The organism is Methylobacterium phyllostachyos (assembly GCF_900103445.1).
Lineage (GTDB): Bacteria > Pseudomonadota > Alphaproteobacteria > Rhizobiales > Beijerinckiaceae > Methylobacterium > Methylobacterium phyllostachyos.
This window is the reverse complement of the sequence record NZ_FNHS01000008.1, coordinates 251,006-275,614: the sequence shown is the minus strand read 5'-3', so window position 1 is coordinate 275,614 and position 24,609 is coordinate 251,006. Positions and strand designations below refer to the sequence as shown.

Genomic DNA, 24,609 nt, shown 5'->3' with positions numbered 1-24,609 from the left:
GTGCTCTGGAGCGGAACGCTTTTCCCCTCCCCCTTGTGGGGAGGGGCTAGGGGTGGGGGTGGTTCAGGATCGAGCGTTCTGGTGCCTTCTGCACCACCCCCACCTCCAACTCCTCCCCACAAGGGGGAGGAGAGAGCCGCGTGCTCTGCGATGGGCCGGCGCGTCCTGACGCTCACGGCGCAGCCTCCCCCGTGTACTCCGCCGACACCCCGGCCATTCGCGCCCGCGCCGCCGCGTATTCCCGGGCGAGCCGCGCGACGAGATCGGCCGTGGCCGGCGCGTCCGCGATGGTGCCGACGCCCTGGCCGGCACCCCAGACGTCCCGCCACGCCTTCACGCTGGCGCTGCCGAAATTCATCGCGGTCTTGTCGCGCACCGGCAACGCGTCGGGATCGAGCCCCGAGGCGCGGATGCTTGGCGTCAGGTAGTTGCCCGGGACGCCCGTGAAATAGGGGGTGTAGAGGATGTCGGACGCCGCGCTGCCGGTGATCATGTCCTTGTAGGCGGGGACCGCGTTCGCCTCCCGGGTGGCGATGAAGCGGGTGCCCATATAGGCGAGGTCGGCGCCCATGGCCTGGGCCGCCAGGATCGAAGCGCCCGAGGTGATCGCCCCCGACAGGATCAGCGGACCGTCGTAGAACCGCCGGATCTCGCCGACCAACGCGAAGGGGCTCAGCGTCCCCGCGTGCCCGCCCGCCCCGGCGCAGACCAGGATCAGCCCATCGACGCCAGCCTCCAGTGCCTTCTCGGCATGGCGGACATTGGTGACGTCGTGGAACACCACCCCGCCATAGGCGTGGACCGGGCGGATCACCGCGTCCGGCGCCCGCAGGGAGGTGATGATGATCGGCACCCGGTGCCGGACGCAGGCCTCGACATCCTGCGCCAGCCGGTCGTTCGAGGCGTGGACGATCTGGTTCACCGCGAAGGGTGCGATTTTCTTTGACGGATCGACGGCTCGGGCCTCCGCGAGGGTGCGGGTGATCCGGGTAAGCCATTCGTCCAGCAGCTCGGCCGGGCGGGCGTTCAGTGCTGGGAAGGAGCCGACCACACCCGACAGACATTGGGCGATCACCAGCTCCGGGCCGGAGACGATGAACATCGGCGCACAGATCACCGGCAGGGCGAGCCGCCCGCGCAGGCTCTCGGGCAGGCGCCCAGCGGAGGGCTGCTCGGGGCCGTCGCTCACGGCGCGAGCCCTACCGACTGATCCCGCGCCGGACGGGCGCTTTCACACCGATCGATGCTGCGCACAGCGGTTCTCCCCCGGGTTCCGGCAAGACGGGTCTTTGGTCGCTCGGCGGCGCCGGAGTCTTGCCCGGAACCGTTTTGATGGCATGGCCCAGGGGCAGCGGTCAAACCAATCTCGCCACGGTCTTTCTGCATTGCAGAACGTGACGGCGTGTTCTCGCAGTCAAGCAAATCTGCCTTGACGCAGCGCGGCCCCCAGACCAACATCCCGCCGAATTGCAGTCATCTATTCTGCATTGCAGAACATTTTTGGAGTTCCGCGTGGTTCGTCAGGAGGTCGATGGCGGCGTGGCCGTGCTCACGCTCGCCAACCCGCCGGTCAACGCACTCGGCGCCGCGTTGCGGGCGGCCCTCGACGGGGCCCTGGCACAGGCCATCGCGGACGATTCGGTGCGTGCCATCGTGCTGGCCGCCGAGGGCAAAGTCTTCGTGGGTGGGGCCGACATCACCGAGTTTGGCAAGTTGCAGCAGCCGCCGAGCCTGCCCGACATCCTGGACCGCCTCGATGCCAGCCCGAAGCCAGTGGTTGCCGCGATCAATGGCGTGGCGCTCGGCGGCGGCCTCGAACTGGCCATGGCCTGCCACGGCCGCGTCTCCGCGCCCGCCGCCAAGCTCGGCCTGCCGGAGATCAAGCTCGGGATCATCCCGGGGGCGGGGGGTACGCAGCGCCTGCCGCGCCTGATCGGGCCCGATGCTGCCTTCCCGATGATGCTCACCGGCGAGCAGGTCTCGGCCGAGACAGCGGCTGCGCTCGGCATCGTCGATGCCGTGGTGCTCGGCGATCTCGTGGCGGCGGCCCGCACCCGCGCCCTGGAGATCGCCGATTCGGGTGCGCTTCCGCGGGTCCGTGACCGGGCCGAGAAGCTGACTCCGGAAGCACGCGAAAAATTCGAGGCCCTGGCCGCCGAGGCGGTGAAGCGCGACCCCGACGCCACCAACGTCCACGCCCTGGCGCGGGCGGTGCGTGCCGGTCTGGAGCAGGACTTTGATGCCGCTGTCGCGGTAGAGCGGGCCGAGTTCCGCACGCTGGTGGAGGATCCGCGCTCGAAGGCCCTGCGCTACGCCTTCTTCGCCGAGCGGGAGGCGGCCCGGGTTCCAGGCCTGCCGAAGGATACGCCCCGGCGCCCGATCCACGCGGCCGCGGTGATCGGCGCCGGCACGATGGGCGGCGGCATCGCCATGTGCTTCGCCAATGCGGGCATCCCCGTGATGGTGATCGAGACGGAGGCGGGCGCTCTGACCCGCGGCCTCGACCGGGTGAAGGGCCTCTATGCTGGCTCGGCTAAGCGCGGCTCGATCACCGAAGCCCAGCGCGACGAGCGGATCGGCCGGATCACCGGGGCGATCGGCCTGGAGCACGCCGCGCAGGCCGACATCGTCATCGAGGCGGCCTTCGAGGATATGGGCGTCAAGCGCGAAATCTTTTCCAAGCTCGATGGCATCGCCAAGCCGGGCGCCATCCTGGCCAGCAACACCTCCTATCTCGACGTCAACGCCATCGCGGCGGTGACGAACCGCCCGCAGGACGTGCTCGGCCTGCACTTCTTCAGCCCGGCCAACGTGATGCGCTTGGTGGAGGTAGTCCGTGCGGAAAAAACCGCGCCGGACGTGCTGGCCACCGCCCTCGATCTCGGCAAGCGCCTCAACAAGCTGCCGGTGACGGTGGGGGTCTGCTTCGGCTTCGTCGGCAACCGCATGCTGGAGCGCCGCAGCCGCGCCGGCGAGCGCCTGCTGCTCGAAGGCGCGCTGCCCCACGAGGTCGATGCGGCGGTGACCGGGTTCGGCTTCCGGATGGGGCCCTTCGCCATGAGCGACCTCGCGGGGCTCGATATCGGCTGGCGCTCGCGCAAGGATTTCGGCGGCCGGGCGCCGGTGGCGGATTCCCTCGCCGAAATGGGCCGCTACGGCCAGAAGACCGGCCGCGGCTTCTACCTCTACCCGGACGGCGCCCGCACCGGCACCCGCGATCCGGAGGTCGAGGCGCTGATCGCGCGCGTCGCCGCCGAGCACGGCATCGCGCGCCGCAGCTTCAGTCCGGACGACATCGTGGCGCGGCTGATGTACCCGATGGTCAACGAAGGCGCGCGGATCCTGGAGGAGGGCATCGCGGCCCGGCCGAGCGACATCGATACAATCTGGATCAACGGCTACAACTGGCCCGCCTGGCGGGGCGGCCCGATGCACTGGGCCGACACGGTCGGGCTGAAGACCGTCGCCGAGGCGTTGTCCCGCTTCGCGGCCGAGACCGGCGATGACAGCCAGGAGCCGGCGCCGCTCCTGAAGAAGCTCGCCGAAGACGGCGGCCGCTTCGCCGACTGGAAGGCGGCCTGATGCCGTGTCGGTTGGCGGCCGAGGCCCGATCCGTCGGGGCTTCGCCCCGACACCCCACCAAAGGGCGTGACGCCCTTTGGAAACCCCGGAGGATTTCGGCATGACCGACGCGGTGATCGTCGCGACCGCCCGCACGCCCATCGGCAAGGCCCATCGCGGCGCGCTGAACCTCACCCGCGGCGCCGACCTCGCGGCCCACGCGATCCGCGGCGCCCTGGACCGGGCGCGGCTGGAGCCCGAGGCGGTCGAGGAGGTGGTGCTCGGCTGCGGCTATCCGGAGAACGCCACGGGCGGCAACGTCGCCCGCCACGCGGCCCTGGTGGCGGGGATCCCGGTCGCGTCAGCCGGCGTCACGGTCTCGCGCTTCTGCGCCTCGGGCTTGGAGGCGGTCGCCAGCGCGGCCCGCCGCATCATCCTCGATGGCGTGCCGGTCGCTGTGGCGGGGGGCGTCGAGTCGATCAGCCTCGTCCAGCCGAAGGTGCAGCGGGAGCTGACCCGCAACGCGTGGCTGGAGGCCCACCTGCCGGCGATCTACATGCCGATGATCGAGACCGCCGATATCGTCGCGGAGCGCTATGGCATCTCCCGGGAAGCGCAGGACCAATTCGCCCTGGAGAGCCAGCGCCGCACGGCCGACGCGCAGGCGCGCGGGCTGTTCGACGATGAGATCGTCCCAATATCCGCCGTGATGGCGGTGACCGACAAGGCCACCGGCGAGACCCGGGAGGTCGAGACGCGGCTTGCCAAGGACGAGGGCAACCGGCCGGACACGAATCTGGAGGGTCTCGCCAAGCTCAAGCCCGTGCGCGGGGAGGGGGCCTTCATCACGGCGGGCAATGCCAGCCAGCTCTCGGACGGCGCCTCGGCCTCGGTGCTGATGTCGGCCGACGAGGCGGCGCGCCGGGGCCTCACGCCGCTCGGCACGTTCCGGGGCTTCGCCTCGGCGGGCTGCGGGCCGGACGAGATGGGCATCGGTCCGGTCTTCGCTGTGCCGCGGCTCCTCGAGCGGCAGGGCCTCCGCGTCGCCGACATCGACCTGTGGGAGCTGAACGAGGCCTTCGCGTCGCAGTCGGTCTATTGCCGCGACACGCTCGGGATCGACCCCGAGAAGGTCAACGTCAACGGCGGCGCCATATCGGTCGGCCACCCGTTCGGCATGTCGGGGGCGCGGCTCGTCGGCCACGCCCTGCTGGAGGGCCGCCGCCGCGGGGCGCGCTACGCCGTCGTGACCATGTGCGTCGCCGGCGGCCAGGGCTGCGCCGGCCTGTTCGAGATCGGGGGCTGACGATGGATCTCCGCTTCACGCCGGAAGAGATCGCGTTCCGCGACGAGGTCCGGACCTTCTGCCGGACGGAGATTCCGGCCGAGATCCGCAAGAAGGTCTCGGAGGGGCGCAGCCTCTCGAAGGCGGATTACGTCACCAGCCAGCGAATCCTCAACGCCAAGGGCTGGGCGGTGCCGCACTGGCCGCAGGAATGGGGCGGCCGGGATTGGACCTCGATCCAGCGCTACATCTACACGGAAGAGCTGTTCCAGGCGGCGGTGCCGCTGCCGCAGCAGTTCAACTGCTACATGTTCGGCCCGGTGCTGGCGACCTTCGGGCGGCAGGACCAGAAGGCGCGCTTCCTGCCGCGCGCCGCCAATCTCGACGATTGGTGGTGCCAGGGCTTCTCCGAGCCCGGCGCCGGCTCCGACCTCGCCTCGCTGAAGACCAAGGCGGTGCGCGACGGCGACCACTACGTCGTCGACGGCCAGAAGACCTGGACCACGCTCGGCCAGCACGCCGACTGGATCTTCTGCCTCGTCCGCACCGATTTCGAGGCCAAGAAGCAGCGGGGCATCTCCTTCCTGCTCATCGACATGAAGAGCCCCGGCATCACCGTGCGCCCGATCCTCACCCTGGAGGGCCGGCACGAGGTCAACGAGGTTTTTTTCGACTCTGTCCGCGTGCCGGTCGAGAATCTCGTGGGCGAGGAGAACAAGGGCTGGGATTACGCGAAATTCCTGCTCGCCAACGAGCGCACCGGCATCGCCCGGATCGGACTGACCAAGGAGCGGATCGCCCGGATCAAGCGTCTCGCCCGGGAGATGCCGGCCGGCTCGGGCACCATGTGGGACGATCCTGCCTTCCGGACCCGCGTCGCGGAGGTCGAGGTCGAGCTGAAGGCGCTGGAGATCACCCAGATGCGGGTGGCGGCCAAGCAGGGCAGGGCGGATTCGGTCGAGCCGGACCCCGCCTCCTCGCTCCTGAAGATCCGCGGCTCGCAGCTCCAGCAGGCGGCAACCGAGCTGCTGGTGGAGCTCGCCGGCCCCTTCGCCCTCGCGGCGCCCGCGCGTGGGGCCGGGGCCAACAACCTGCCCGGGGGCTTCGACTGGGTCGACGCGGCGGCGCCGAGCTACTTCAACAACCGCAAGGTCTCGATCTACGGCGGCTCGAACGAGATCCAGCACAACGTCATTGCCAAGGGCATTCTGGGGTTGTGAGCAGGATTTCCCCTCCCCCTTGTGGGGAGGGTTCAGGGGTGGGGGTGGCTCAGGATCGAGCGTGATGGTGCCGTCTGCACCACCCCCACCTCCGGCTCCTCCCCACAAGGGGGAGGAGAGGGGGCAGAGGACACCACCATGGATTTCGACCTGAACGAGGACCAGTCGCTCCTGCGCGACAGCGTCGAGCGGCTGGCCGCCGATCTGTACCCGTCCCTGGAGAGCCGGCAGGCGCGGCTGAAGGCGCCGCTGGGTTTCCCCGCGGAGGGCTGGACGGCGTTGTCCGAACTCGGCGTCACGGGCCTGCCGTTCTCGGAGGAGGAGGGCGGGCTCGGCGGCGGCCCGGTCGAGACCCTGCTGGTCATGGAGGCGGTCGGCCGCAACCTCGTGGTCGAGCCGCTGCTGGCGAGCCTCGTCCTCGGCTCGACGGCCCTGCGGCTCGGCGGCAGCGCGGCGCAGAAGGAACGCCTCGTCCCCGGCCTCGTCGCGGGCGACCTACGCCTGACCCTCGCCCACACCGAGCGCCAGTCCCGCTACGATCTCGCGGACGTCGCCACCACGGCCCGGCGCAGCGGCGACGGCTTCGTGCTGAGCGGCGCCAAGAGCGTCGTGCCGAATGCCGACGCGGCCGGGCTGATGGTGGTCTCGGCCCGGGTCTCGGGCGAGCGGCGCGACCCGCACGGGATCGGCCTGTTCCTGGTCCCGACCGATGCCGCGGGCGTCGCCATCGAGGCCTATCCGACCCAGGATGGGGGCCGGGCCGCCGAGGTCTCGTTCTCGGATGTCACGCTGCCGGCCGACGCGGCGCTCGGCGATCCGGAAGGCGGCCTGCCGCTCCTGGAGCGGGTGGTGGAGCACGGCATCGCGGCGCTCGCCGCCGAGGCGGTCGGCTCCATGGACGCGCTCCACAAGCTGACGGTGGAATACCTCAAGACCCGCAAGCAGTTCGGCGTCAGCGTCGGCTCGTTCCAGGCCCTGCAGCACCGGGCCGTGGACATGCTGATCCAGCTGGAGCAGGCCCGCTCGATGGCGCTGTACGCCGCCATGATGGTGGACACGGCCGACGCCAAAGCGCGGGCCGCGGCCCTGTCAGCCGTGAAGGTCCAGATCAACAAGGCCTGCCGCTATGTCGGCCAGGAGGCGGTCCAGCTCCACGGCGGCATCGGCATGACGCTGGAGTACATCGGCGCCCACCACTTCAAGCGGCTCGCCATGATCGAGTACCAGCTCGGCGACACCGCCCACCACCTGCGCCGGATCACGCAGGACGAGAACGGGCTGCTGGCGGCGTAACCCCGGCGAACAAGGGGTTTCCAAAGGGCGAGCCCTTTGGTGGGGTGTTGGGGTGAACCCCCGACGAACGGGTCTTCAACCCCCTCGGAGGGGGTTGAAGACCCGTACTGCAGGGCTCTGCCCCGGCACCCGCAAAAGGTCTCGACCTTTTGAAACCGTCTTCAGACCGTCGTGCGGTTCAGTTGAACAGCGAGCCGACCCCGCCCTGGACCCGGCCGAGGCCGGCGCGGGCGACGGCATTGTTCGGGTCGATGGTCGAGGCGCGCTGGTAATTCTCCATCGCCTCCTTGCGTTGCCCCTGCTTCTCGTAAGCGAGGCCGCGATACGCCCAGGAGGTGGCGTCCTTGTTGTTGACGTTGAGCGCCGCGTTGTAGTCCTCGATCGCCTTGCCGTACTGGTTGGTGGCGATCAGGCTCTGGCCGCGCGCCGCGTAGGGGGCAGCGACGAAGGGGTTGCGGTCGATGGCGGCGTCGAAATCGGCGATCGCCTGGGTCTCCTGACCCTGCTTCTGCCGCACGAGGCCGCGGGCATGGTAGGCCTCGGCCGATTCCGGCATCAGCCGGATCGCGACGTTGAGGTCGTTCAGTGCCGCATCGAGGTTGCCCTGGGCGCGCTCGACATTGGCGCGGCCGATATAGGCCGGGCCGTAATTCGGATCGACGCTGATCGCCTTGCTGAAATCCTGCAGCGCGGCGGCGTCACGGCCGATCTGGCGGCTGGCCAACGCCCGGTTGTTGTAGGCCGAGACCGAGTTCGGATCGAGCTGGATCGCCTTCGTGAAGTCCGCGATGGCGTCGTTGAACTGGCCGGCGCGGGCATAGGCGGCGCCGCGCGTGGTGTAGGCGGCCGCGTCGTTCGGATTACGCTGGATCACCTCGGACAGCGAGGCGATGTTGACCGTGGTGGCGCCGGTCGTGTCCGTCTCCAACACCGCGTATTGGCGCGGTCCGGCGGCGCTCCCGACGGTCTCGCAGCCCGCGAGCGCCCCGGCCGAGACCAGGGCCGCGCCGATCAGCGCCGTCTTCCGTGCCAGCCCATTGCGTACGATCATCGCCCCACTCTCCCCGAGGCGCGGCCCGCATCCCGCGCGCCCGCCCCGCCCCTCGCCGTTCTCAAGCCCGCGCCGCGCGCCGGGCACACCCGATCCGGGGCACCGTCGCGCATCACGGTGAAGGTCGGCTTAAGATGCGCCCCTGGTGATTCATCCCGTCGCCCGTCCGGACAGGACGGCGTCGGGGAATCGACCGGCAGCATTCGGCACCGACCACGCCGTGGTGGAAGCGGCGGGATGTGGCGAAGGTATGGCCCGCGCGCGCGCCGGCATCGCGTCAGACGCCCAGGCCGGCACGCAACGGTACGGGTGTGCCTTTGAGGCCTCAGCCGACCGGTTCGGATCCCAGCCGGGTGACATGCCCCATCTTCCGGCCGGGCCGGGCCTCGCCCTTGCCGTAGAGGTGCAGATGGGCGCCGGGCTCGGCCAGCAGCGCGTGCCAGTCGTCGGCCTGGGCGCCGATCAGGTTGCGCATCTCCACCGGCAGGCCGCCAGTCCGGGCCGGATCGCCGAGCGGCCAGCCGCAGACCGCCCGGACGTGCTGGGCGAATTGCGAGGTCAGCGCGCCCTCGATGGTCCAGTGGCCGGAATTGTGGACCCGCGGCGCGATTTCGTTGACCACGAGCCGTTCCGCCCCGTCCTCCCGCACCAGGAACATCTCCACGGCGAGCACACCGACATAATCGAGCGCGTCGGCGATGCGCTTGGCGATGTCGAGGGCGGCGCGGCCGGTCTCAGGCGCCAGGCCGGGGGCGGGCACCCGGGTCAGGGCCAGGATGTGGTCGCGGTGCTCGTTCTCGCACAGGTCGAAGGCCGCGAAGCTGCCGTCGCGGGCGCGGGCGCCCACCACCGAGACCTCGCGCTCGAACGGCACGAAGCCTTCGAGGATCAGCGGCGCGCCGCCGAACTCGGCGAACAGAGCGTTGCGGTCGCCCTCCGCCCGCTCCCGCAGGATGCGCTGGCCCTTGCCGTCGTAGCCGAACCGGCGCGTCTTGAGCACCGCCGGCAGGCCGATCGCCGCGATCGCCCGGTCGAGGTCGTCCGGTGTATCGACCGCCTGGAACGGCGCGGTCGGGATGCCGAGCCCGTTGATGAATTCTTTTTCCGACAGGCGGTCCTGTGTGGTCGAGAGCGCCCGGGCGTTTGGGTGCAGGGGGGCGTGCCGGGCCAGGATGTCGGCGGTGGCGTGGGGGATGTTCTCGAACTCGTAGGTGACGACGTCGACGCTCTGCGCGAAGTCGGCCAGCGCCTGGGGATCGTCGTAGGCCGCGCAGGTGGTGCGGGCGGCGACATCGAAGGCGGGGCTGTCGCGGTCGGGGGCGTAGACGTGCACCTTGAGGCCGTAATTCGCCGCCGCGAGCGCGATCATGCGCCCGAGCTGCCCGCCACCGACGATGCCGAGGGTGGAGCCGGGGCCGAGGGTCCTGTCCGTCACGCGAGAAACCCATCCGTCACGATTGTGCTTCCGTCTCCGGCCGCTCGGCCACCGACGCGGTCTGAGCCGCGCGCCACGCTTCCAGACGCTCCGCCAGATCCGGATCGGAGAGCGCCAGCACCGATGCGGCGAGCAACGCCGCGTTGACCGCCCCGGCCCGGCCGATCGCCAGCGTCCCAACCGGGATGCCGGCCGGCATTTGGACGATGGAGAGCAGGCTGTCCTGCCCCGAGAGCGCCTTCGATTCCACCGGCACGCCGAAGACCGGCAGGCGGGTCATGGCGGCGGCCATGCCGGGCAGGTGCGCGGCGCCGCCTGCCCCCGCGATCACGACCTTGAGGCCGGCCGCGACCGCCCCCTTGGCGAAGGCGACGAGCCGGTCGGGGGTGCGGTGGGCCGAGACGATCCGGGCGTCGTAGGGCACGGCCAGCGCGTCGAGCGTCTCGGCGGCATGCCGCATGGTCGCCCAGTCGGACTGGCTGCCCATGATGATCGCGACCGGAGGCGACGCCATCGTTGATCCCGGCAAAAGAGGGCGCTTACAGGCGCGGCGGCCCTGCGGCAAGACGGCGCCCGGGGGCGTCCACCGGTATCAGGCGATGATATCCGGCGTGATCGCGTCCTCGATATGGAAGATCCGGTCGCGCAGGGTCAGCTTGCGCTTCTTCAGGCGCTGGATCTGGAGTTGATCCCCGGCGACGCTGCGCTCCAGCGCCTCGATGGCGCTGTCGAGATCCCGGTGCTCCTCGCGCAACCGGGCCAGCTCGGCCTGGAGGTCCGTCTGCGCGTTCTCACCCGACTCGTCCGCCATCTGCACCTGCGGGCCAAAGGATCGCTCATCACCCGATGAGAGCATGCGTCACGCCCTTCCCTGGGACAAGCCATGCCGGCAAGCCTTCACCAAGCTTAGCCGGAGAAAACGCTTCAACAGGTGCGGCATCCTGTGTCAGTCTTGGCGTGTCGAAACGATGACAGGAGATTCGACTCATGTCGCTGCAGACGCATCTGAGCCAACTCGCCCGGAAGCACGAAGCCCTCGAGCGCGAGATTCAGGAAGCGATCCACAGGCCTTCGGCGAACGACCTCCACATCGCCGAACTGAAGCGACGGAAACTCCTCCTCAAGGACGAGATCAACCGGCTCCGGGGGGCCGGCGACACCCTGCACTGAGCCACTGATCCGTCTTCACAGTTCATAGACCCAGCACCACAGACGCCGCCGCATCGGGAGCCCCGGTGCGGCGGTTCTGCGTTGCGCGACCTCGCGTTCCGGGACATGGGCTGCGAACCTCACCGGCCGCTCGCGAAAGCATCGAGGGCACGCCGCATCTCGGCACTCATCTCCGGACCGCCATGCCCCTCGGTCTCCACGATGTGCAGCCAGCTCGCCGGCCAGAGCCGATGCAGCCGCCAGGGCGTCATGCTCGGACTGCTGATATCGCGTCGGCCGTGGATCAGGACACCCGGGATGTCCTGGATCCGGTCCATACGATCGAGGATCCTGGCCTCTCCGGACAGGAAGGCGTCGTTCACCCAGTAATGGGTCACGAGCGTCGCGAAGACCGCCGCAGATACGGGATCGGGGAAGTCGAGCGGCTTGAAGCCGGGGCTGAGGGAGACATGAATATTCTCCCAGGCACACCAGGCAGCGGTGGCCTGCGCGCGATCCTCCGGATCGTCGCCCGCCAAGCGCCGCGCATAGGCCTCAACGATCCGTTCGCCTTCGCGGCGGCCTGAAGCGGCCGCGAAGCGATGCCACGCGTCGGGGAAGACCCGGCCGATTTCTTCGGTGATCCAGTCCACCTCCGCGCGACTCGTGGTGGTAACGGCGCCCAGCACCAACGCGGTGACGATTTCGGGATGTGCCTGCGCGTAGGCGAGCGCCAAGGTGGTGCCCCAGGATGTGCCCGCGACTAGCCACCGGGATATGCCGAGGTGCTCTCGAACCGCCTCGAGATCGCCGATCAGGGCCGGCGTCGTGTTCTCGTGGAGGCGCTCCAGGGCCTCCACGACGAGGGGGCTGCTGCGCCCGCAGCCCCGTTGATCGATGGAGACGAGCCGATACCGCGCCGGATCGAACAGCCGCCGGTAGCCACCCGAACGCGCCGGGGAGCCGGGTCCGCCATGGAGGAACAGCGCAGGCTTGCCATCCGGATGGCCCGAGACCTCCCAGTAGATGAGGTGTCCGCCGGCAACGCTGAGATGCCCCGCCTCAAAGCCAGCGATTCGCGGCTCATCCGATGCAAGCGTCATCGCACCATCCCACCGACCCAGGAGCACGCCCACGCGCGGCGCGGCGACAGGATTCCGTTACATCCACCAAGCTTCAAAGTGCGCTGACATCGCGACGGTCGAGGCGCCCTGCCCTCACAGTGCTCACGCCCTGTCTCGCCCCCGCACGAGAATGCGCTACTCTGCCCCCGCCGCCGGAGAGCGGCACGGGGAACGCCGACCGATGACGACCGACAGCCTTCCGGGCCGCTATCCGGAAATCTACAACGCGGCCCTGCGCGACCCGGAGGCGTTCTGGCTCGACGCGGCCCGCGCGATCGACTGGGCGCAGGCGCCCACCCAAGCTTTCGCGCCGGAATCCGGCCCCTATGGCCGCTGGTTTCCGGACGGTTCGCTCAACGCCTGCCACAACGCCGTCGACCGGCACGCCGACGGGCCGCGGGCCGGGCAGGTGGCGATCCGCTACGATTCCCCCGTCACTGGCACGAAGCGCAGCATCACCTACCGAGACTTGCGCGAGGAGGTCTCGACGCTGGCCGCGGTGTTGGCCGGGCTCGGGGTTGGCCAGGGCGATCGGGTGATTCTCTACATGCCGATGGTGCCCGAGGCCCTGTTCGGCATGCTGGCCTGCGCGCGGCTCGGAGCGGTCCACTCGGTGGTGTTCGGCGGATTCGCGGCGAACGAGCTGGCGGTGCGGATTGAGGATGCGGCGCCCAAGGTGGTGCTGGCGGCCTCCTGCGGGATCGAGCCGAATCGCGTGGTCGCCTACAAGCCGCTCCTCGACGCGGCGATCGACGCCTCGCGCCACAAGCCGGAGGCCTGCCTGATCCTCCAGCGCCCCCAATGCGCGGCAACGCTCGCGCCGGGGCGGGACAGCGACTGGGCCGAGGCCGTGGCGGAAGCCGCCGCCGCAGGAAAGCGAGCGGCGTGCGTGCCGGTCGCCGCCACCGACCCACTCTACATCCTCTACACCTCCGGCACGACCGGGAAGCCCAAGGGCGTGGTGCGCGACACGGGCGGCTACCTCGTGGCGCTCGCGTGGTCGATGCCCAATCTCTACGGGGTGCAGCCCGGCGAGACCTATTTCTGCGCCTCCGACATCGGCTGGGTCGTCGGGCATTCCTATATCGTCTACGCGCCGCTCCTGCATGGCTGCACCACGGTGCTGTACGAGGGTAAGCCGGTGGGTACCCCCGATGCCGGCGCCTTCTGGCGGGTGGTTGCCGAGTACGGGGTCGTGTGCCTGTTCACGGCGCCGACGGCGCTCCGCGCCATCAAGAAGGAGGATTCCGCCGGCGCCCGGATCGCCGATTATGACCTCTCGGCCTTCCGCAGCCTGTTCCTGGCCGGCGAGCGCGCGGACCCGGATTCGGTCGCCTGGGCCGAACGGGTGCTGAACCGGCCGGTGATCGACCATTGGTGGCAGACCGAGACCGGCTGGCCGATCGCCGGCAACCCGATGGGCCTCGGCCTGCTGCCGGTGAAGCACGGCAGCACCTGCGTGCCGATGCCGGGCTACCGAGTCGAGGTCTTGGACGAGGGCGGCAAGCCCGTCCCGGCCGACACGATGGGCACGATCGCGATCCGCCTGCCGCTGCCGCCCGGTTGCCTGCCGACCCTCTGGGGCTCGGACGAGCGGATGCGGTCGAGCTATCTCGCCACCTTCCCGGGCTATTACGACACCTCGGATGCCGGGGTGATCGACGGCGACGGCTACATCACGGTCCTGGGGCGGACCGACGACATCATCAACGTGGCGGGCCACCGGCTCTCCACCGGCGGCATGGAGGCGGTGCTGGCCGGCCATCCGGACGTGGCCGAATGCGCGGTGATCGGCATCCGCGACTCCCTGAAGGGGGAGGTGCCCTGCGGCTTCGTGGTGCTGAAGGCCGGCGTCGACCGGTCGACCGAGGCGATCGAGCGGGAACTCGTCGCCAAGGTGCGCGACGAGATCGGCCCGGTGGCTGCCTTCAAGCTGGCGCTCACCGTACCGCGGCTGCCCAAGACCCGGTCAGGCAAGATCCTGCGGGCCACCATGAAGCGCATCGCCGACCACGAACCGTGGACGATGCCCGCCACGATCGACGACGCCACCGCCCTCGACGAGATCGGCGACACCCTGAAAGGACGGGGCATCGGCGAAACCTAGGGATCCCAAAGGGCAAGCCCTTTGGTGGGGTGTCGGGGTGAAACCCCGACGCACGGGTTCGGTGCCCCTGGTGGGGGGCACCGAACCCGTATGCAGGGCTCCGCCCTGCACCCGCGAAAGGGCTCGCCCTTTCGAAACCATGACTTTTCGGGATGGTGGGCATTGCACCTTGCCAGCCCGTCGCCATCTCTGGACCATCCACTGGGATGGTCCAGAGATGGCGAGGCGATGAGTAACCCCATACCCGACCCCCGGCCGAAGGTGCCGGACAGCGAGAAAATCACGGTCAATCTCGGCTTCGTCGATCTCGGCCGCATCGACCTGATGGTCCGGGACGGCTTCTACGCCAACCGGGCCGACTTCATCCGCACCGCCGTACGCAACCAGCTCGACCGGCACGACGACGCGGTTCGCCAATCCGTGGCCCGGCGCCAGCTCCGCCTCGGGATCGCGCATTACGGGCGGGCCGAACTCGAAGCAGCGCGCGATTCCGGGCGGCTCCTGCACATCCAGGTGCTGGGCCTCGCCACCGTCGCGGGCGACGTCACGCCGGAGTTGGCTCGCGCCGCCATCGCCTCCGTCGAGGTTCTCGGCACCTTCCAGGCAAGCCCTGCCGTGAAGGCCGCCCTGGCCGACCGGATCGCCTGACCTCCTGCAGCCGGTCGCAGAGGCGGGTGAACCGTCCGGCCGTATCCGAACTCCATCCCGAAGGATCGGCCCATGTTCCGCTTTCCGAAGATCGATCTGTCCAAATTCGACCTGCCCCCGCACGGGAGCGCCGGCACCGACCGCCTCTCGGAGCGGATGGTCCGGTTCCAGCGCACCCAGGAGGCGGCCTTTGCCAAATGGGCGCAGACCTACGGTCGGCCGGGCGATCCCTCCGGCCCGGCAGCCGGCGGCGACACGATCCTTGACATGGAGGCCCCCGGAGCTCCCGGCGGCGCCTGGACGGCCCCGCGGCCGGGGCAGGGCAGGGCGGCGCAGCCGGAGTTCGACCCGTCGGCGCTGATGCGGGGGCTGCGTGAGGGACGCCCGGCCTCCCGGGGCCGGTCACCGGTTCCGGTCCCCCCCGGCGCGCGGTTCGAGGAGCGGGCGTTCACGGGGACCGCCGGCAGCCGGCGCTACAAGGTCTACGTGCCGAGCGGCTATGCGGGCCGAGCCCTGCCCCTCGTGGTGATGCTGCACGGCTGCACCCAGGACCCGGACGATTTCGCCGCGGGCACACAGATGAACGCGCTGGCCGAGGAGCAGACCTTCCTGGTCGCCTATCCGGCGCAGGCGCAATCGGCCCATATGCAGCGGTGCTGGAACTGGTACGCGGCCGGCGATCAGGCGCGCGAGGGCGGCGAACCGGAACTCATCGCCGGCATCGCCCGGGCCGTGATCGCGGAGTTCTCGGCCGATCCGACCCGGGTCTATGCGGCGGGGCTCTCGGCCGGCGGCGCCGCGGCGGCGATTCTGGCGGCGACCTATCCGGACCTGTTCGCCGCCGTCGGGATCCATTCCGGGCTGGCCTGCGGCGCCGCCCGCGACCTGCCGAGCGCGCTGGCGGCGATGAAGGGGCAGGCCGGGCCCACCCGGACCAATCCCCGGGCGGTGCCCACCATCGTGTTCCACGGCGATGGCGACCGCACCGTTCATCCCGCCAACGGCGATCAGGTGCTGGCCCAGGCCGGAGCCGCCCCGGGCCTCACCGAGACGGTCACGCGGGACACGAGCCCGGGGGGCATCGCCTATACCCGCACGGTCCGGAGCGACGCATCGGGTCGGCCGGTTCAGGAGCACTGGCTCCTGCACGGGGCCGGGCACGCGTGGTCGGGGGGCAGCCCGGCCGGATCCTATACGGAGCCGCGGGGACCGGATGCGAGCCGGGCGATGCTGCGCTTCTTCCTGTCCCACACGCTGGAACCGCGCGCCGGGGCCTGACCCCGGGCGCGGCGCCGCCGCTCAGTCGGCGTCAGCATCGTCCCCGTCGTCGTCCTGCGCGACGCCGGCATCCGGAGCGTGCGCGGGCAGGCTCGACGCATAGGCGCCCGGCCCCGCCCCGTTGGCGAACGCAGCCGGCATCCGCTGCGGGCCCGACTCGGACGGGATCAGGGTCGCGGTCGCGGCGATCAGTCCCGCCATCGAGCGGAGCTTCTCGGGCTGGCGCGGGTCGCGGGCGATCAGCGCCGCATCCTGCTGCAGGCGCAGGTTGCAAGCCTCCGTCGGCAGGCCACCCTGCGGCGTGCAGGCGTCGTGCCGGGCGCAGGCCGCATCGAGGGCATCGATCGGCGGCAGCGGGGCGTTGTTGCCCGGCCCGCAATAATTGCCGTGGATCAGGATCTTGGGACCACCGAAGGCGGCGGGCTGGGCCTGCGACGGCACCGCGAGGGCGGCGTAGCCGGCAGCCAGAAGGAGCGGGGCGGCAAGTTTCGTGAGCATCGTAGGGACCTCTAGCGATCTCGCCCCCTCAGGCGGTTCGCATCGGTTGCCGTGGTGCGGCAACAGGCCAAAAAACGGCCGGCGATCTCCGCAAGTTCCCGAACTGGCACAGGGCAGGGGTGCTCTGCCGCACCGCACTGGCTCCCGCGCCCGTCCTGCGCCAGAGTGGGGCCTCCACTGGGAGTTGCCGATGACCGCTCGCCTGTTCGAACCGCTGACGCTCGACGCGCTCACCCTCGAGAACCGCATCCTGATCGCGCCGATGTGCCAATATTCGGCCCGGGATGGCGAGGCCACAGATTGGCACATGATGCATCTGGGCCAGCTCGCCATGTCGGGGGCCGGTCTGCTGACCCTGGAGGCCACCGCGGTCTCGCCCGAGGCGCGGATCACCGCCTGGGACCTCGGCCTCTACAACGACGGTTGCGAGCGCGCGCTCGGCCGCGTGCTCGACGCGATCCGCGAATACGCGCCGATCCCAGTCTGCATCCAGATCGCCCATGCCGGCCGCAAGGCGTCGAGCGCGGCGCCCTGGGACGGCGGCCAGCAGATCCCGCCCGAGCACGCGTATGGCTGGCGCACCGAGGCGCCCTCGGCGCTGGCGCACGGGGAGGGCGAGGTGCCGCCCCACGCCCTCGACGCCGCCGACCTCCGCCGCGTCCGCGACCAGTTCGTGGCCACCGCCAAGCGCGCCGTGCGGCTCGGCATCGAGGCCGTGGAGTTGCACGGGGCCCATGGCTACCTGCTGCACCAGTTCCTGTCGCCCATCGCCAACAAGCGCACCGACCAGTACGGCGGCAGCCTGGAGAACCGGATGCGCTTCCCGCTGGAGGTCTACGACGCGGTGCGCGACGTCGTGCCGGCGGGCAGCCCGGTCTGGCTGCGCGTCTCGGCCACCGATTGGGTCGAGGACGGCTGGGACATCGACGAGACCGTGGAATTGGCCAAGGCGTTGAAGCGCGCGGGCTCGCCGGCGCTCCACGTCTCCACGGGGGGCGTCTCGCCCAAGCAGGCGATCAAGCTCGGGCCGGGCTATCAGGTGCCCTATGCCGAGCGGATCAAGGCCGAGACCGGGCTGACCACCATCGCGGTGGGGCTGATCACCGAAGCCCAGCAGGCCGAGGCGATCCTGCAGGAGGGCCGGGCGGACGCGATCTCGCTGGCCCGCGCCATGCTCTACGATCCGCGCTGGCCCTGGCACGCGGCGGCCGAACTCGGCGCCCGGGTGCGGGCGCCCAAGCAGTACTGGCGCTCGCAGCCGCGGGAATACAAGGATCTGTTCAAGGATACGGCGTTCGGCCAGCGGTGAGGCTTTTCCTCACCGCGGCGCCGCCCCGACCAACGGCCCGAGCGGCCGGCTGATATCGGTCCGACCGAGATTCGGTGCGTGGAGGCTCGACACCGTGCCATCGAGGAACAGGGCGTTGCGGCAGCCGAGGTCGTCCTTGAACAGCCGTGCGAACGCCCCGAAGGTCACCGGCCGCTCGGAGATCGCGAAGATCGCCACGTGCCCGTCCTCGACCACGCCGACGCCGTTGCGGATCTTCTGGCTCGGCCCGTCGGCGGAGATCTTGGGGTGGATCTGGCCGTCGATCACCAGCATGGGCCCGGATTGCGTGGCGTAGTCCGGGCGGATCTTGGCGCGCAGGTAATGCGGGGTATCGAGCACCCCCGCGCGCTCCCCCTTCACCCAGAACACGCCGTTCGGCTTGAGGTGGAAGTTGCCCGGCCCGTCCGCGGTGGAGACGCGCTTCATCTCGCGCCCATCCTCGACATAAAGGCCCACCGGCGCCTGGTCCTTATCGTACATGCCGGCATTCATCGCGAAGTCGAGGCGCCGGCCCTGCGCCTCGGCCAGCGTGCCGAGCGACCCGTAGGGCCGTCCGTCCGGCTGGAGCCAGAAGAGCTTCAGCCGCTGCCGCCGCAGGTCGATCGTGCAGACCGTGAAGGTCTCACCCTGCGCCTCCAAGGGCCGGCAGGGTTCGGAGACCGCGGGCGCGGCCGGGGCGCGGTTGGGCGCGGTCAGCGCGAGGAGCGCGATCAACAGGGCGTGAGCCGGGCGTAGCGTCATGACTCGTTCCAGGCTGCTCGGGAAGCGTTCGCAGGGCCTGTCGCCCCCGAAAGCGGCGATTTTCGAGTCCGAATCCGTCTCAGAGCTTGCCGATCAAACAGCGGCGGCACGTCGCGGTCTTCACCTGAACTGTTTTGTATTGTCCGACGTTTCTTGCACCAGAGGGCGGTTTTCGACGGAGATGACGTGATGAAGGGTGCAGTGCTCTGCTCGACCCTGCTGGCGGCTGGCGCTCTGGCGCTCGCACCTGCCAGCGCGGATGCGCGCGGCTTCGGCGGCGGTGGGTTCCATGGCGGCGGTTTCGGCGGCGGCTTCCACGGCGGCGGCTTCGGCGGCTTCCGCGGCGGCGGGTTCCGGGGCGGCTTCGGCGGCTTCCGGGGCGCCGGCTTCCGGGGCGGCGGGTTCGGCTATCGCGGCGGTTACGGGCGCGGATTCTACGGTCGCGGGTACGGCTACCGCGGCGGCTACGGCTACGGCCTCGGCGGACTGGGTCTCGGCGTCGGCCTGGGTCTGGCAGCCGGCGGCCTCTACGGTGGCTATGGCGGTTACGGTGGCTACGGCTACCCGGGCTACGGCTACGGGTACGGCGGCTACGCGCCGGTCGGCTACGGGTATGGTGGCGATTACGGCTACGGCGGCGGCTGCTACACGGTCCCGCGGGTGCGCTGGACCCCCTACGGCTACCGCCGGGTTCTGATCGAGCGCTGCTACTGAGCGGCGCTCCGCAAGCGAGACGACTGGGACAGGCCGCCTTCGGGCGGCCTTTTCTTTGCCGGGCCCTCACCACGGCGTTGGACAGCACCGCTTGGCACGCCGATACTGGTATCGCACGGCGGGAGAGGGCGCATGAGTACGGCAACCGGACAGGGCACGGGCGGCGTGGACGCGGTCGAGATCCACGACGCCAGCCTTGGGGCCTTCTATCGCTCGATGACGCCCACGGAGCGGCACACCTTCTGGGCGTGCGCCGCCGGCTGGTGCCTCGACGGCATGGATTTCATGATCTACCCGCTGGTGATCGGGACGATCATGAGCCTGTGGCACGTCGATTCCGGTACGGCCGGGCTCGCCGCCACGGTGACGCTGCTGGCCTCGGCACTCGGCGGCTGGCTCGCGGGCTACGTTGCCGACCGGATCGGCCGGGTCCTCACCCTGCAGATCACGATCCTGTGGTTCTCGGTGTTCTCGCTGCTCTGCGCCTTCGTGCAGAGTTTCGACCAGTTGCTGATCGCCCGGGCGATCCTCGGCCTCGGCTTCGGCGGCGAGTGGGCGGCGGGCGCCGTATTGATCGGCGAGACGATCCGGGCCGAGTATCGCGGCCGGGCCGTCGGCTCCGTGCAGTCCGGCTGGGCGATCGGCTGGGGCCTCGCGGTCCTGTCGCAGGCGGTGCTGTTCTCGCTCCTGCCGCCCGAGACCGCGTGGCGCTGGATGTTCGCGGTCGGCGCGCTGCCAGCTCTGCTGATCTTCTATCTGCGCCGCTACGTCGAGGAGCCGCAGGTCGCCGCCGAGACCCGCGCCCGGGCAGCGGCGGCCGGCGACCGGCCGCGGATCTGGGAGATCTTTTCCGGGCCGATCCTCAAGACGACGCTGCTCGCCTCCCTGGCGGCGGCGGGCTGCCAGGGCGGCTATTACGCGATCACCACCTGGGTGCCGCGCTTCCTCACCACCGAGCGCCACCTGTCGATCGTCTCCTCCACCGGCTACCTCTCGGCGCTGATCGTCGGCTCGTTCACCGGCTACTTGGTCGGTGCGTGGCTCGCCGACCGGCTGGGGCGGCGGCCGCTGTTCCTGATCTTCTCGCTGGGCGCGATCGCCGTAATCGTCGCCTACACGCAGATTCCGCTGTCGAACGGCGTGCTCTGGGTGCTGGGCTTTCCGCTCGGCTTCTTCGCCTCCGGCTACTTCTCCGGGATGGGCGCCTTCCTGACCGAACTGTACCCGACGCGGCTGCGCGGCTCGGGGCAGGGGTTCTGCTACAATTTCGGCCGGGGCATCGGGGCGCTGTTCCCGGCGCTGGTCGGCTACCTGTCGGAGCGCGTCGGCCTCGCCTCGGCGATCGCGATCTTCGCGGCCGCCGCCTACGGGGTGTTCTTCCTGGCCGCCTACGCGCTGCCCGAGACGCGCGGCAAGGTCCTGCACGCGGATAGCTGATCATGCCCGAGATCCGAGACTGCCCCGCCCCGGACCCGCATCCGGGCGGCCCGACCCGCTACGTCGTGCCGGCGGGGGCGGTCGACACCCACGCCCACGTCATCGGCCTGCCGCCCGCCTATCCGCTGGTGCCGGACCGCAGCTACACGCCCCCGGCGGCCCCGGCGGAGGCCTATCTCGCGATGCTCGGTGCGACCGGTATGGCCAACGGCGTGCTGGTCCAAGTCAGCGTCCACGGCACCGACAATCGGCTGATGGTCGAGACCCTGCGCGCCCACCGGCAGCGCCTGCGCGGCATCGCGGTGATCCCCCTCGGCCTGCCCGACGCGGAGCTCGCCGCCCTCAAGGAATCCGGCGTGGTGGGCCTGCGCCTCAACGTGCTGTTCGGCGGCGGGGTCGGGCTCGACGCGGTCGAGTCCTACGGGGCGCTCGCCCGGGAGATGGGCTGGCATCTCCAGTTCCTGCTCGACGCCCGGGAGCTGCCGCCGATCGCCGGCCGCCTGTCGCGGCTGCCCGTGCCCTTGGTCTTCGACCATATGGGCCACATGCCGACCTCGGCGGGGGTGGAGCATCCAGGCTTCCAGGCCCTGCTCGGGCTCGTCGCCGACGGGAACTGGGTCAAGCTCTCGGGCGCCTTCCGGGATTCCGTCACCGGGCCGCCCTACGCCGACACGATCCCCTTCGCCCGCGCCCTCAACGAGGCCGCGCCGGAGCGCTGCCTCTGGGGCTCGGACTGGCCCCACGTCGCCGCCTGGGACGGGCCACCGCGGACGACGACCCTCCTCGACCTGATGGCCGACTGGGTGCCGGACGAAGGCCGGCGCAGGCTGGTCTTCGTCGACAACCCACGGCGGCTCTACGGCTTCGGGTAGGGACAGGCCGACCGCCGCCGCGGACGCGCAGGGCGCCCCCGTCAGACCCGCAGATCGACGCTCAACCCCTGTCCGGCCGGCGCGGGCGGACCGGCGCTCGCCGCTTGAGCGGCACTGTCTGCCACGAGCCCGGCGACAGCCTTGTCGGCCGAGAGCTGCTGCTTGGCGACGGCAATGCCGATCTGCTGGTTCTGGGACGAACCCAGCATCTGGACGGCGGCTGCGGCGATCGAATCCATGGCGCCGAGCCTAGACCGCCGGTCTGAATCCGCGGTTATCCGAATTCGGAGCCTTTGAGCGAACGGGGATCACCCGTCGAGGAAGCCGCGCTGGCGCGCCCGGTAGCCGCCGATCAGCGTCACGCAGACGAAGGACACGCCCGCCAGCACCGTGCCGAACACGGCGATCGGCCACCAATGGCCCTGGAAGCGCTCGGCCAGCACCGTTCCGACGAGGGGGGTCAGGCCGCCGGCGAGCGCCCCGCAGAACTGGTAGGCGATCGAGATCGCCGAGTAGCGCACCCGGGCCGGGAAGGCGCCCGCGAGGTAGCCGGCGATCACCGCGTAGAAGGTCGCGCTGCCGATCACGTTCAGGGCGAGGCCCAGCACGATCAGCGGCACCGACTTGGTCTCCACCAGCCAGAACAGGGGATAGGGCGCCAGCATCGCCCAGATCAGCGTACCCTGCAGGAACAGCCGCTCGTTGCGGATCAGCTCCGCGATCCGGGCGCCCACCGGTGTCATCACCAGCTGCACCACGGCGCCGATCAGCAGGGCGTCGAGGATCGTGGCCCGGGCGATACCGAGATACTGCGTGGTGAACGCGATCATGAAGGTGTTGAACAGGTAGACCGAGGCGATCGCGAAGGTGTTGGCCCCAGCCGCCAGCAGGACCGGCTTGAGGTAGCCGGTCAGCACCTCGCGCACGGGGGCCGGCGGCGGTCCGCCCGCGGCCTGGGTCTTCTCGAAGGCCGGCGATTCCGCGACGCCGAGACGGATCGCGAGCCCCACTGCGAGCAGCAGGATGCTCACCAGGAAGGGCACCCGCCAGCCCCAGCTCAGGAAACTCTCCTTGTCGAGGAGGCCGGCGAGGCGGAAGGCCAGGAGCGACAGGATCTGCCCGGCGGGGCTGCCGAGCTGCGCGAAGGAGGCGAAGAAGGTGTTGCGCCCGGCCGGCGCATGCTCGGCGGCCATCAGCACCGCCCCGCCCCACTCGCCGCCGACCGCGAGCCCCTGGATCAGCCGCAGGACGACCAGCATCACCGGCGCCCAGAGGCCGACCGACGCGTAGGTCGGCAGCAGGCCGATCCCCGAGGTGGCGATGCCCATCATCACGAGCGTCGCCACCAGGGCGCGCTTGCGCCCGAACCGGTCGCCGAGATGCCCGAAGATCAGGCCGCCGAGCGGCCGGGCCAGGAAGCCCACCGCGAAGGTGCCGAAGGCCGAGAGCGTCGCGATGTAGGGCGATTCTGTTGTGAAGAAGAGCGGGCCGAACACCAGGGCCGCGGCGGTGCCGTAGATGAAGAAGTCGTACCACTCGATCGTGGTGCCCACGAAGGCCGCGAGCGCCGCCCGGGCGGACTGGTTTTGTCCAGGCCCAGCGGCCGGGGCTGCGGTGGTGACGGCCATCGATCCTCGCGCGCGTCGGTATTTTGAATTCAGAAGCGCCCCTCGCATGCGCCAGGACCAGAGTGACGTAAAGGGCCCGCGAGGGCGGGCGCCTTACGGTCGATGCCTCTCCGAACCGACCGGCAGCAAAAACCGCGAGCGCCAACGATCGTGGCCGAACGGACGCAACGTCACGGCTCACGGCTCCGGGCACGCGCCAACAGCACCCTTGAGGGCGCCGGCCGGTGATAAGGACGACAGATCTGTTGGTACGCGGTTGTAGGATCGGCGCTCCTACTTATCGTTGCTTTATGAGACCGAAGCGTTGATTAGGATGGGTCAAATTTCGAAGATTCGCGAGATCGCGCAGGATACAGGCGATTACTCTACGATTCAAAGGCTGATAATTGAGGACTCTGCGTTAATTTACCAGCACTCCAATGGTCAGGACCATCGCAAATCTGATCTTGCCCGTCATCGTGTCGATGATAGGCTCCACCGGCGCCGCGCGCGCCGTTGACCTTGTTCCTTACGCAGACCTCATTCTGGTATCTGGCCAAAGACCGTTCTGCCACGGCATCATGATCGACAGAACGCTCTTCACCGCCGCGCATTGCCTGAAGAAGGGCCCGGCACAGATGAGTATCCTCTATCTGTCGCAGGGCGCCATAAAGCGCGTGGATCTCGCCGCCGCCGCCTTCCAGTTCCCGTCGCGCAGGAGCGGGTCCGGGTCAGAACTGGATCTCGGCGCGGTCCGGATCGAGCAAGACCTCGCGCTCGATGCGGATGGGATCCTGAGCCTGAGCGAACATCCCATCGTCACGCATCTTGGACATGCGGAAAACGCCTATCTGGAGCAGCGAAGCGGCCCCTTTACCGATCAGCAGGGTCCCCCCTTCACGCGGAGACGCGTGCTTGGGTTGACCTACCGGGGGAAAATGGAGACGCGTCTCAAGTTCGTCCTTCGTGTCCCGTCCGGCCTGCCCCGCGATGTCGTCCTCGACGACGATGGACACCTTGTGCGTGCTCCGGCCGACTCGCTGCCGGTACCCGAAGACGAATCCGTGTGCCAGGGCGACTCGGGCTCTGCCGTATTCGCCGAGATCAACGGCACCAAGAATCTCATCGGCTTCGCCAGCGCGGGCGAAGATGACTTCAGGACCGGCAACCGGTTCTGCGGGAACACGCTCTGGATCACCCGCCTCGATCGGGACGGCATTGCTTGGATCAGGGAGCGTCTGGGCAACCCGTCCTGATCC

At 70.0% G+C, this 24,609-nt stretch carries 23 protein-coding genes; 13 read left to right on the top strand and 10 right to left on the bottom strand.

Annotated features, from left to right (window positions below):
* Positions 1-172 precede the first annotated feature (172 nt).
* Positions 173-1,189: an NAD(P)H-dependent flavin oxidoreductase gene (locus BLQ49_RS15045; protein WP_208859062.1), complete on the bottom strand. Its 1,017-nt coding sequence runs from the start codon at positions 1,187-1,189 to the stop codon at positions 173-175.
* A gap of 323 nt (positions 1,190-1,512) precedes the next feature.
* Here BLQ49_RS15045 and BLQ49_RS15040 point away from each other — a divergent pair, with 323 nt between their 5' ends.
* From BLQ49_RS15040 to BLQ49_RS15025, 4 genes are all read left to right on the top strand, one after another.
* Positions 1,513-3,582, top strand: coding sequence for a 3-hydroxyacyl-CoA dehydrogenase NAD-binding domain-containing protein (locus BLQ49_RS15040; protein WP_091717043.1), 2,070 nt, complete (start codon positions 1,513-1,515; stop codon positions 3,580-3,582).
* Between the two features lie 100 nt (positions 3,583-3,682).
* On the top strand, positions 3,683-4,867 hold the full coding sequence (locus tag BLQ49_RS15035) for an acetyl-CoA C-acyltransferase (protein WP_091716952.1): 1,185 nt from the start codon (positions 3,683-3,685) through the stop codon (positions 4,865-4,867).
* Between the two features lie 2 nt (positions 4,868-4,869).
* A complete protein-coding gene (locus tag BLQ49_RS15030; protein WP_091716950.1) occupies positions 4,870-6,066 on the top strand; it encodes an acyl-CoA dehydrogenase family protein in 1,197 nt (398 codons plus the stop codon).
* A 138-nt stretch (positions 6,067-6,204) separates the two neighbouring features.
* Entirely contained in the window at positions 6,205-7,359 is a 1,155-nt protein-coding gene (locus BLQ49_RS15025) for an acyl-CoA dehydrogenase family protein (protein ID WP_091716948.1), read from the top strand.
* A 178-nt stretch (positions 7,360-7,537) separates the two neighbouring features.
* On the opposite strand, the gene BLQ49_RS15020 is transcribed toward BLQ49_RS15025, so the two are convergent.
* The 4 genes from BLQ49_RS15020 to BLQ49_RS15005 form a co-directional block, all read right to left on the bottom strand.
* Complete coding sequence (locus tag BLQ49_RS15020; RefSeq protein ID WP_091716946.1) at positions 7,538-8,410, bottom strand: tetratricopeptide repeat protein; 873 nt, start codon at positions 8,408-8,410, stop codon at positions 7,538-7,540.
* A 325-nt stretch (positions 8,411-8,735) separates the two neighbouring features.
* Positions 8,736-9,845 carry a 5-(carboxyamino)imidazole ribonucleotide synthase gene (locus BLQ49_RS15015; RefSeq protein ID WP_091716944.1) on the bottom strand — a complete coding sequence of 370 codons (1,110 nt, stop codon included), beginning with the start codon at positions 9,843-9,845 and terminating at the stop codon, positions 8,736-8,738.
* Positions 9,846-9,861: 16 nt separating this feature from the next.
* Entirely contained in the window at positions 9,862-10,359 is a 498-nt protein-coding gene (gene purE / locus BLQ49_RS15010; protein WP_091716942.1) for a 5-(carboxyamino)imidazole ribonucleotide mutase, read from the bottom strand.
* A gap of 78 nt (positions 10,360-10,437) precedes the next feature.
* Positions 10,438-10,656, bottom strand: a complete 219-nt coding sequence (locus BLQ49_RS15005; RefSeq protein WP_091716940.1) for a YdcH family protein — start codon at positions 10,654-10,656, stop codon at positions 10,438-10,440.
* A gap of 176 nt (positions 10,657-10,832) precedes the next feature.
* On the opposite strand from BLQ49_RS15005, the gene BLQ49_RS15000 reads away from it, so the two are divergent.
* On the top strand, positions 10,833-11,015 hold the full coding sequence (locus tag BLQ49_RS15000) for a YdcH family protein (RefSeq protein WP_091716938.1): 183 nt from the start codon (positions 10,833-10,835) through the stop codon (positions 11,013-11,015).
* Positions 11,016-11,134: 119 nt separating this feature from the next.
* Here BLQ49_RS15000 and pip read toward each other — a convergent pair whose 3' ends face one another.
* A complete protein-coding gene (gene pip, locus BLQ49_RS14995; RefSeq protein WP_091716936.1) occupies positions 11,135-12,097 on the bottom strand; it encodes a prolyl aminopeptidase in 963 nt (320 codons plus the stop codon).
* Positions 12,098-12,299: 202 nt separating this feature from the next.
* On the opposite strand from pip, the gene BLQ49_RS14990 reads away from it, so the two are divergent.
* The 3 genes from BLQ49_RS14990 (at position 12,300) to BLQ49_RS14980 (ending at position 16,151) form a co-directional block, all read left to right on the top strand.
* The gene (locus tag BLQ49_RS14990) at positions 12,300-14,225 is read left to right on the top strand and encodes a propionyl-CoA synthetase (RefSeq protein WP_091716934.1); all 1,926 of its coding nucleotides are present in this window, start codon (positions 12,300-12,302) and stop codon (positions 14,223-14,225) included.
* Positions 14,226-14,453: 228 nt separating this feature from the next.
* Positions 14,454-14,873, top strand: a complete 420-nt coding sequence (locus BLQ49_RS14985) for a CopG family transcriptional regulator (protein WP_091716932.1) — start codon at positions 14,454-14,456, stop codon at positions 14,871-14,873.
* Between the two features lie 72 nt (positions 14,874-14,945).
* Positions 14,946-16,151 carry an extracellular catalytic domain type 1 short-chain-length polyhydroxyalkanoate depolymerase gene (locus BLQ49_RS14980; RefSeq protein ID WP_091716929.1) on the top strand — a complete coding sequence of 402 codons (1,206 nt, stop codon included), beginning with the start codon at positions 14,946-14,948 and terminating at the stop codon, positions 16,149-16,151.
* A gap of 21 nt (positions 16,152-16,172) precedes the next feature.
* Here BLQ49_RS14980 and BLQ49_RS14975 read toward each other — a convergent pair whose 3' ends face one another.
* Complete coding sequence (locus tag BLQ49_RS14975) at positions 16,173-16,649, bottom strand: phospholipase A2 family protein (protein WP_244507604.1); 477 nt, start codon at positions 16,647-16,649, stop codon at positions 16,173-16,175.
* Positions 16,650-16,839: 190 nt separating this feature from the next.
* On the opposite strand from BLQ49_RS14975, the gene BLQ49_RS14970 reads away from it, so the two are divergent.
* Positions 16,840-17,958, top strand: a complete 1,119-nt coding sequence (locus tag BLQ49_RS14970) for an NADH:flavin oxidoreductase/NADH oxidase (RefSeq protein WP_091716927.1) — start codon at positions 16,840-16,842, stop codon at positions 17,956-17,958.
* Positions 17,959-17,967: 9 nt separating this feature from the next.
* Here the strand turns inward: BLQ49_RS14970 and BLQ49_RS14965 are convergent, their stop codons facing one another.
* A complete protein-coding gene (locus tag BLQ49_RS14965; RefSeq protein ID WP_091716926.1) occupies positions 17,968-18,720 on the bottom strand; it encodes a phosphodiester glycosidase family protein in 753 nt (250 codons plus the stop codon).
* A 189-nt stretch (positions 18,721-18,909) separates the two neighbouring features.
* On the opposite strand from BLQ49_RS14965, the gene BLQ49_RS14960 reads away from it, so the two are divergent.
* From BLQ49_RS14960 to BLQ49_RS14950, 3 genes are all read left to right on the top strand, one after another.
* Positions 18,910-19,434, top strand: coding sequence for a hypothetical protein (locus BLQ49_RS14960; protein WP_091716924.1), 525 nt, complete (start codon positions 18,910-18,912; stop codon positions 19,432-19,434).
* Positions 19,435-19,566: 132 nt separating this feature from the next.
* A complete protein-coding gene (locus BLQ49_RS14955; RefSeq protein ID WP_091716922.1) occupies positions 19,567-20,871 on the top strand; it encodes an MFS transporter in 1,305 nt (434 codons plus the stop codon).
* Between the two features lie 2 nt (positions 20,872-20,873).
* Complete coding sequence (locus tag BLQ49_RS14950; RefSeq protein ID WP_091716920.1) at positions 20,874-21,743, top strand: amidohydrolase family protein; 870 nt, start codon at positions 20,874-20,876, stop codon at positions 21,741-21,743.
* A gap of 41 nt (positions 21,744-21,784) precedes the next feature.
* On the opposite strand, the gene BLQ49_RS14945 is transcribed toward BLQ49_RS14950, so the two are convergent.
* Both BLQ49_RS14945 and BLQ49_RS14940 read right to left on the bottom strand, forming a co-directional pair.
* On the bottom strand, positions 21,785-21,982 hold the full coding sequence (locus tag BLQ49_RS14945) for a hypothetical protein (RefSeq protein WP_091716917.1): 198 nt from the start codon (positions 21,980-21,982) through the stop codon (positions 21,785-21,787).
* A 69-nt stretch (positions 21,983-22,051) separates the two neighbouring features.
* Positions 22,052-23,371 carry an MFS transporter gene (locus BLQ49_RS14940; protein WP_091716916.1) on the bottom strand — a complete coding sequence of 440 codons (1,320 nt, stop codon included), beginning with the start codon at positions 23,369-23,371 and terminating at the stop codon, positions 22,052-22,054.
* A gap of 419 nt (positions 23,372-23,790) precedes the next feature.
* Here BLQ49_RS14940 and BLQ49_RS14935 point away from each other — a divergent pair, with 419 nt between their 5' ends.
* Positions 23,791-24,606 carry a trypsin-like serine peptidase gene (locus BLQ49_RS14935; protein ID WP_091716914.1) on the top strand — a complete coding sequence of 272 codons (816 nt, stop codon included), beginning with the start codon at positions 23,791-23,793 and terminating at the stop codon, positions 24,604-24,606.
* Positions 24,607-24,609 lie beyond the last annotated feature (3 nt).

Bases quoted from the DNA above. Each gene is read 5' to 3' on its own strand.
- BLQ49_RS14980 (WP_091716929.1), top strand. From the start codon at position 14,946: ATGTTCCGCTTTCCGAAGATCGATCTGTCCAAATTCGACCTGCCCCCG.
- BLQ49_RS14955 (WP_091716922.1), top strand. From the start codon at position 19,567: ATGAGTACGGCAACCGGACAGGGCACGGGCGGCGTGGACGCGGTCGAG.
- BLQ49_RS14945 (WP_091716917.1), bottom strand. From the start codon at position 21,982: ATGGATTCGATCGCCGCAGCCGCCGTCCAGATGCTGGGTTCGTCCCAG.
- BLQ49_RS14965 (WP_091716926.1), bottom strand. From the start codon at position 18,720: ATGACGCTACGCCCGGCTCACGCCCTGTTGATCGCGCTCCTCGCGCTG.
- BLQ49_RS14960 (WP_091716924.1), top strand. From the start codon at position 18,910: ATGAAGGGTGCAGTGCTCTGCTCGACCCTGCTGGCGGCTGGCGCTCTG.
- BLQ49_RS14940 (WP_091716916.1), bottom strand. From the start codon at position 23,371: ATGGCCGTCACCACCGCAGCCCCGGCCGCTGGGCCTGGACAAAACCAG.
- BLQ49_RS15035 (WP_091716952.1), top strand. From the start codon at position 3,683: ATGACCGACGCGGTGATCGTCGCGACCGCCCGCACGCCCATCGGCAAG.
- BLQ49_RS15025 (WP_091716948.1), top strand. From the start codon at position 6,205: ATGGATTTCGACCTGAACGAGGACCAGTCGCTCCTGCGCGACAGCGTC.
- purE (WP_091716942.1), bottom strand. From the start codon at position 10,359: ATGGCGTCGCCTCCGGTCGCGATCATCATGGGCAGCCAGTCCGACTGG.
- BLQ49_RS15030 (WP_091716950.1), top strand. From the start codon at position 4,870: ATGGATCTCCGCTTCACGCCGGAAGAGATCGCGTTCCGCGACGAGGTC.
- pip (WP_091716936.1), bottom strand. From the start codon at position 12,097: ATGACGCTTGCATCGGATGAGCCGCGAATCGCTGGCTTTGAGGCGGGG.
- BLQ49_RS14970 (WP_091716927.1), top strand. From the start codon at position 16,840: ATGACCGCTCGCCTGTTCGAACCGCTGACGCTCGACGCGCTCACCCTC.
- BLQ49_RS15020 (WP_091716946.1), bottom strand. From the start codon at position 8,410: ATGATCGTACGCAATGGGCTGGCACGGAAGACGGCGCTGATCGGCGCG.
- BLQ49_RS14935 (WP_091716914.1), top strand. From the start codon at position 23,791: ATGGTCAGGACCATCGCAAATCTGATCTTGCCCGTCATCGTGTCGATG.
- BLQ49_RS14990 (WP_091716934.1), top strand. From the start codon at position 12,300: ATGACGACCGACAGCCTTCCGGGCCGCTATCCGGAAATCTACAACGCG.
- BLQ49_RS15000 (WP_091716938.1), top strand. From the start codon at position 10,833: ATGTCGCTGCAGACGCATCTGAGCCAACTCGCCCGGAAGCACGAAGCC.
- BLQ49_RS15005 (WP_091716940.1), bottom strand. From the start codon at position 10,656: ATGGCGGACGAGTCGGGTGAGAACGCGCAGACGGACCTCCAGGCCGAG.
- BLQ49_RS14985 (WP_091716932.1), top strand. From the start codon at position 14,454: ATGAGTAACCCCATACCCGACCCCCGGCCGAAGGTGCCGGACAGCGAG.
- BLQ49_RS14975 (WP_244507604.1), bottom strand. From the start codon at position 16,649: ATGCTCACGAAACTTGCCGCCCCGCTCCTTCTGGCTGCCGGCTACGCC.
- BLQ49_RS14950 (WP_091716920.1), top strand. From the start codon at position 20,874: ATGCCCGAGATCCGAGACTGCCCCGCCCCGGACCCGCATCCGGGCGGC.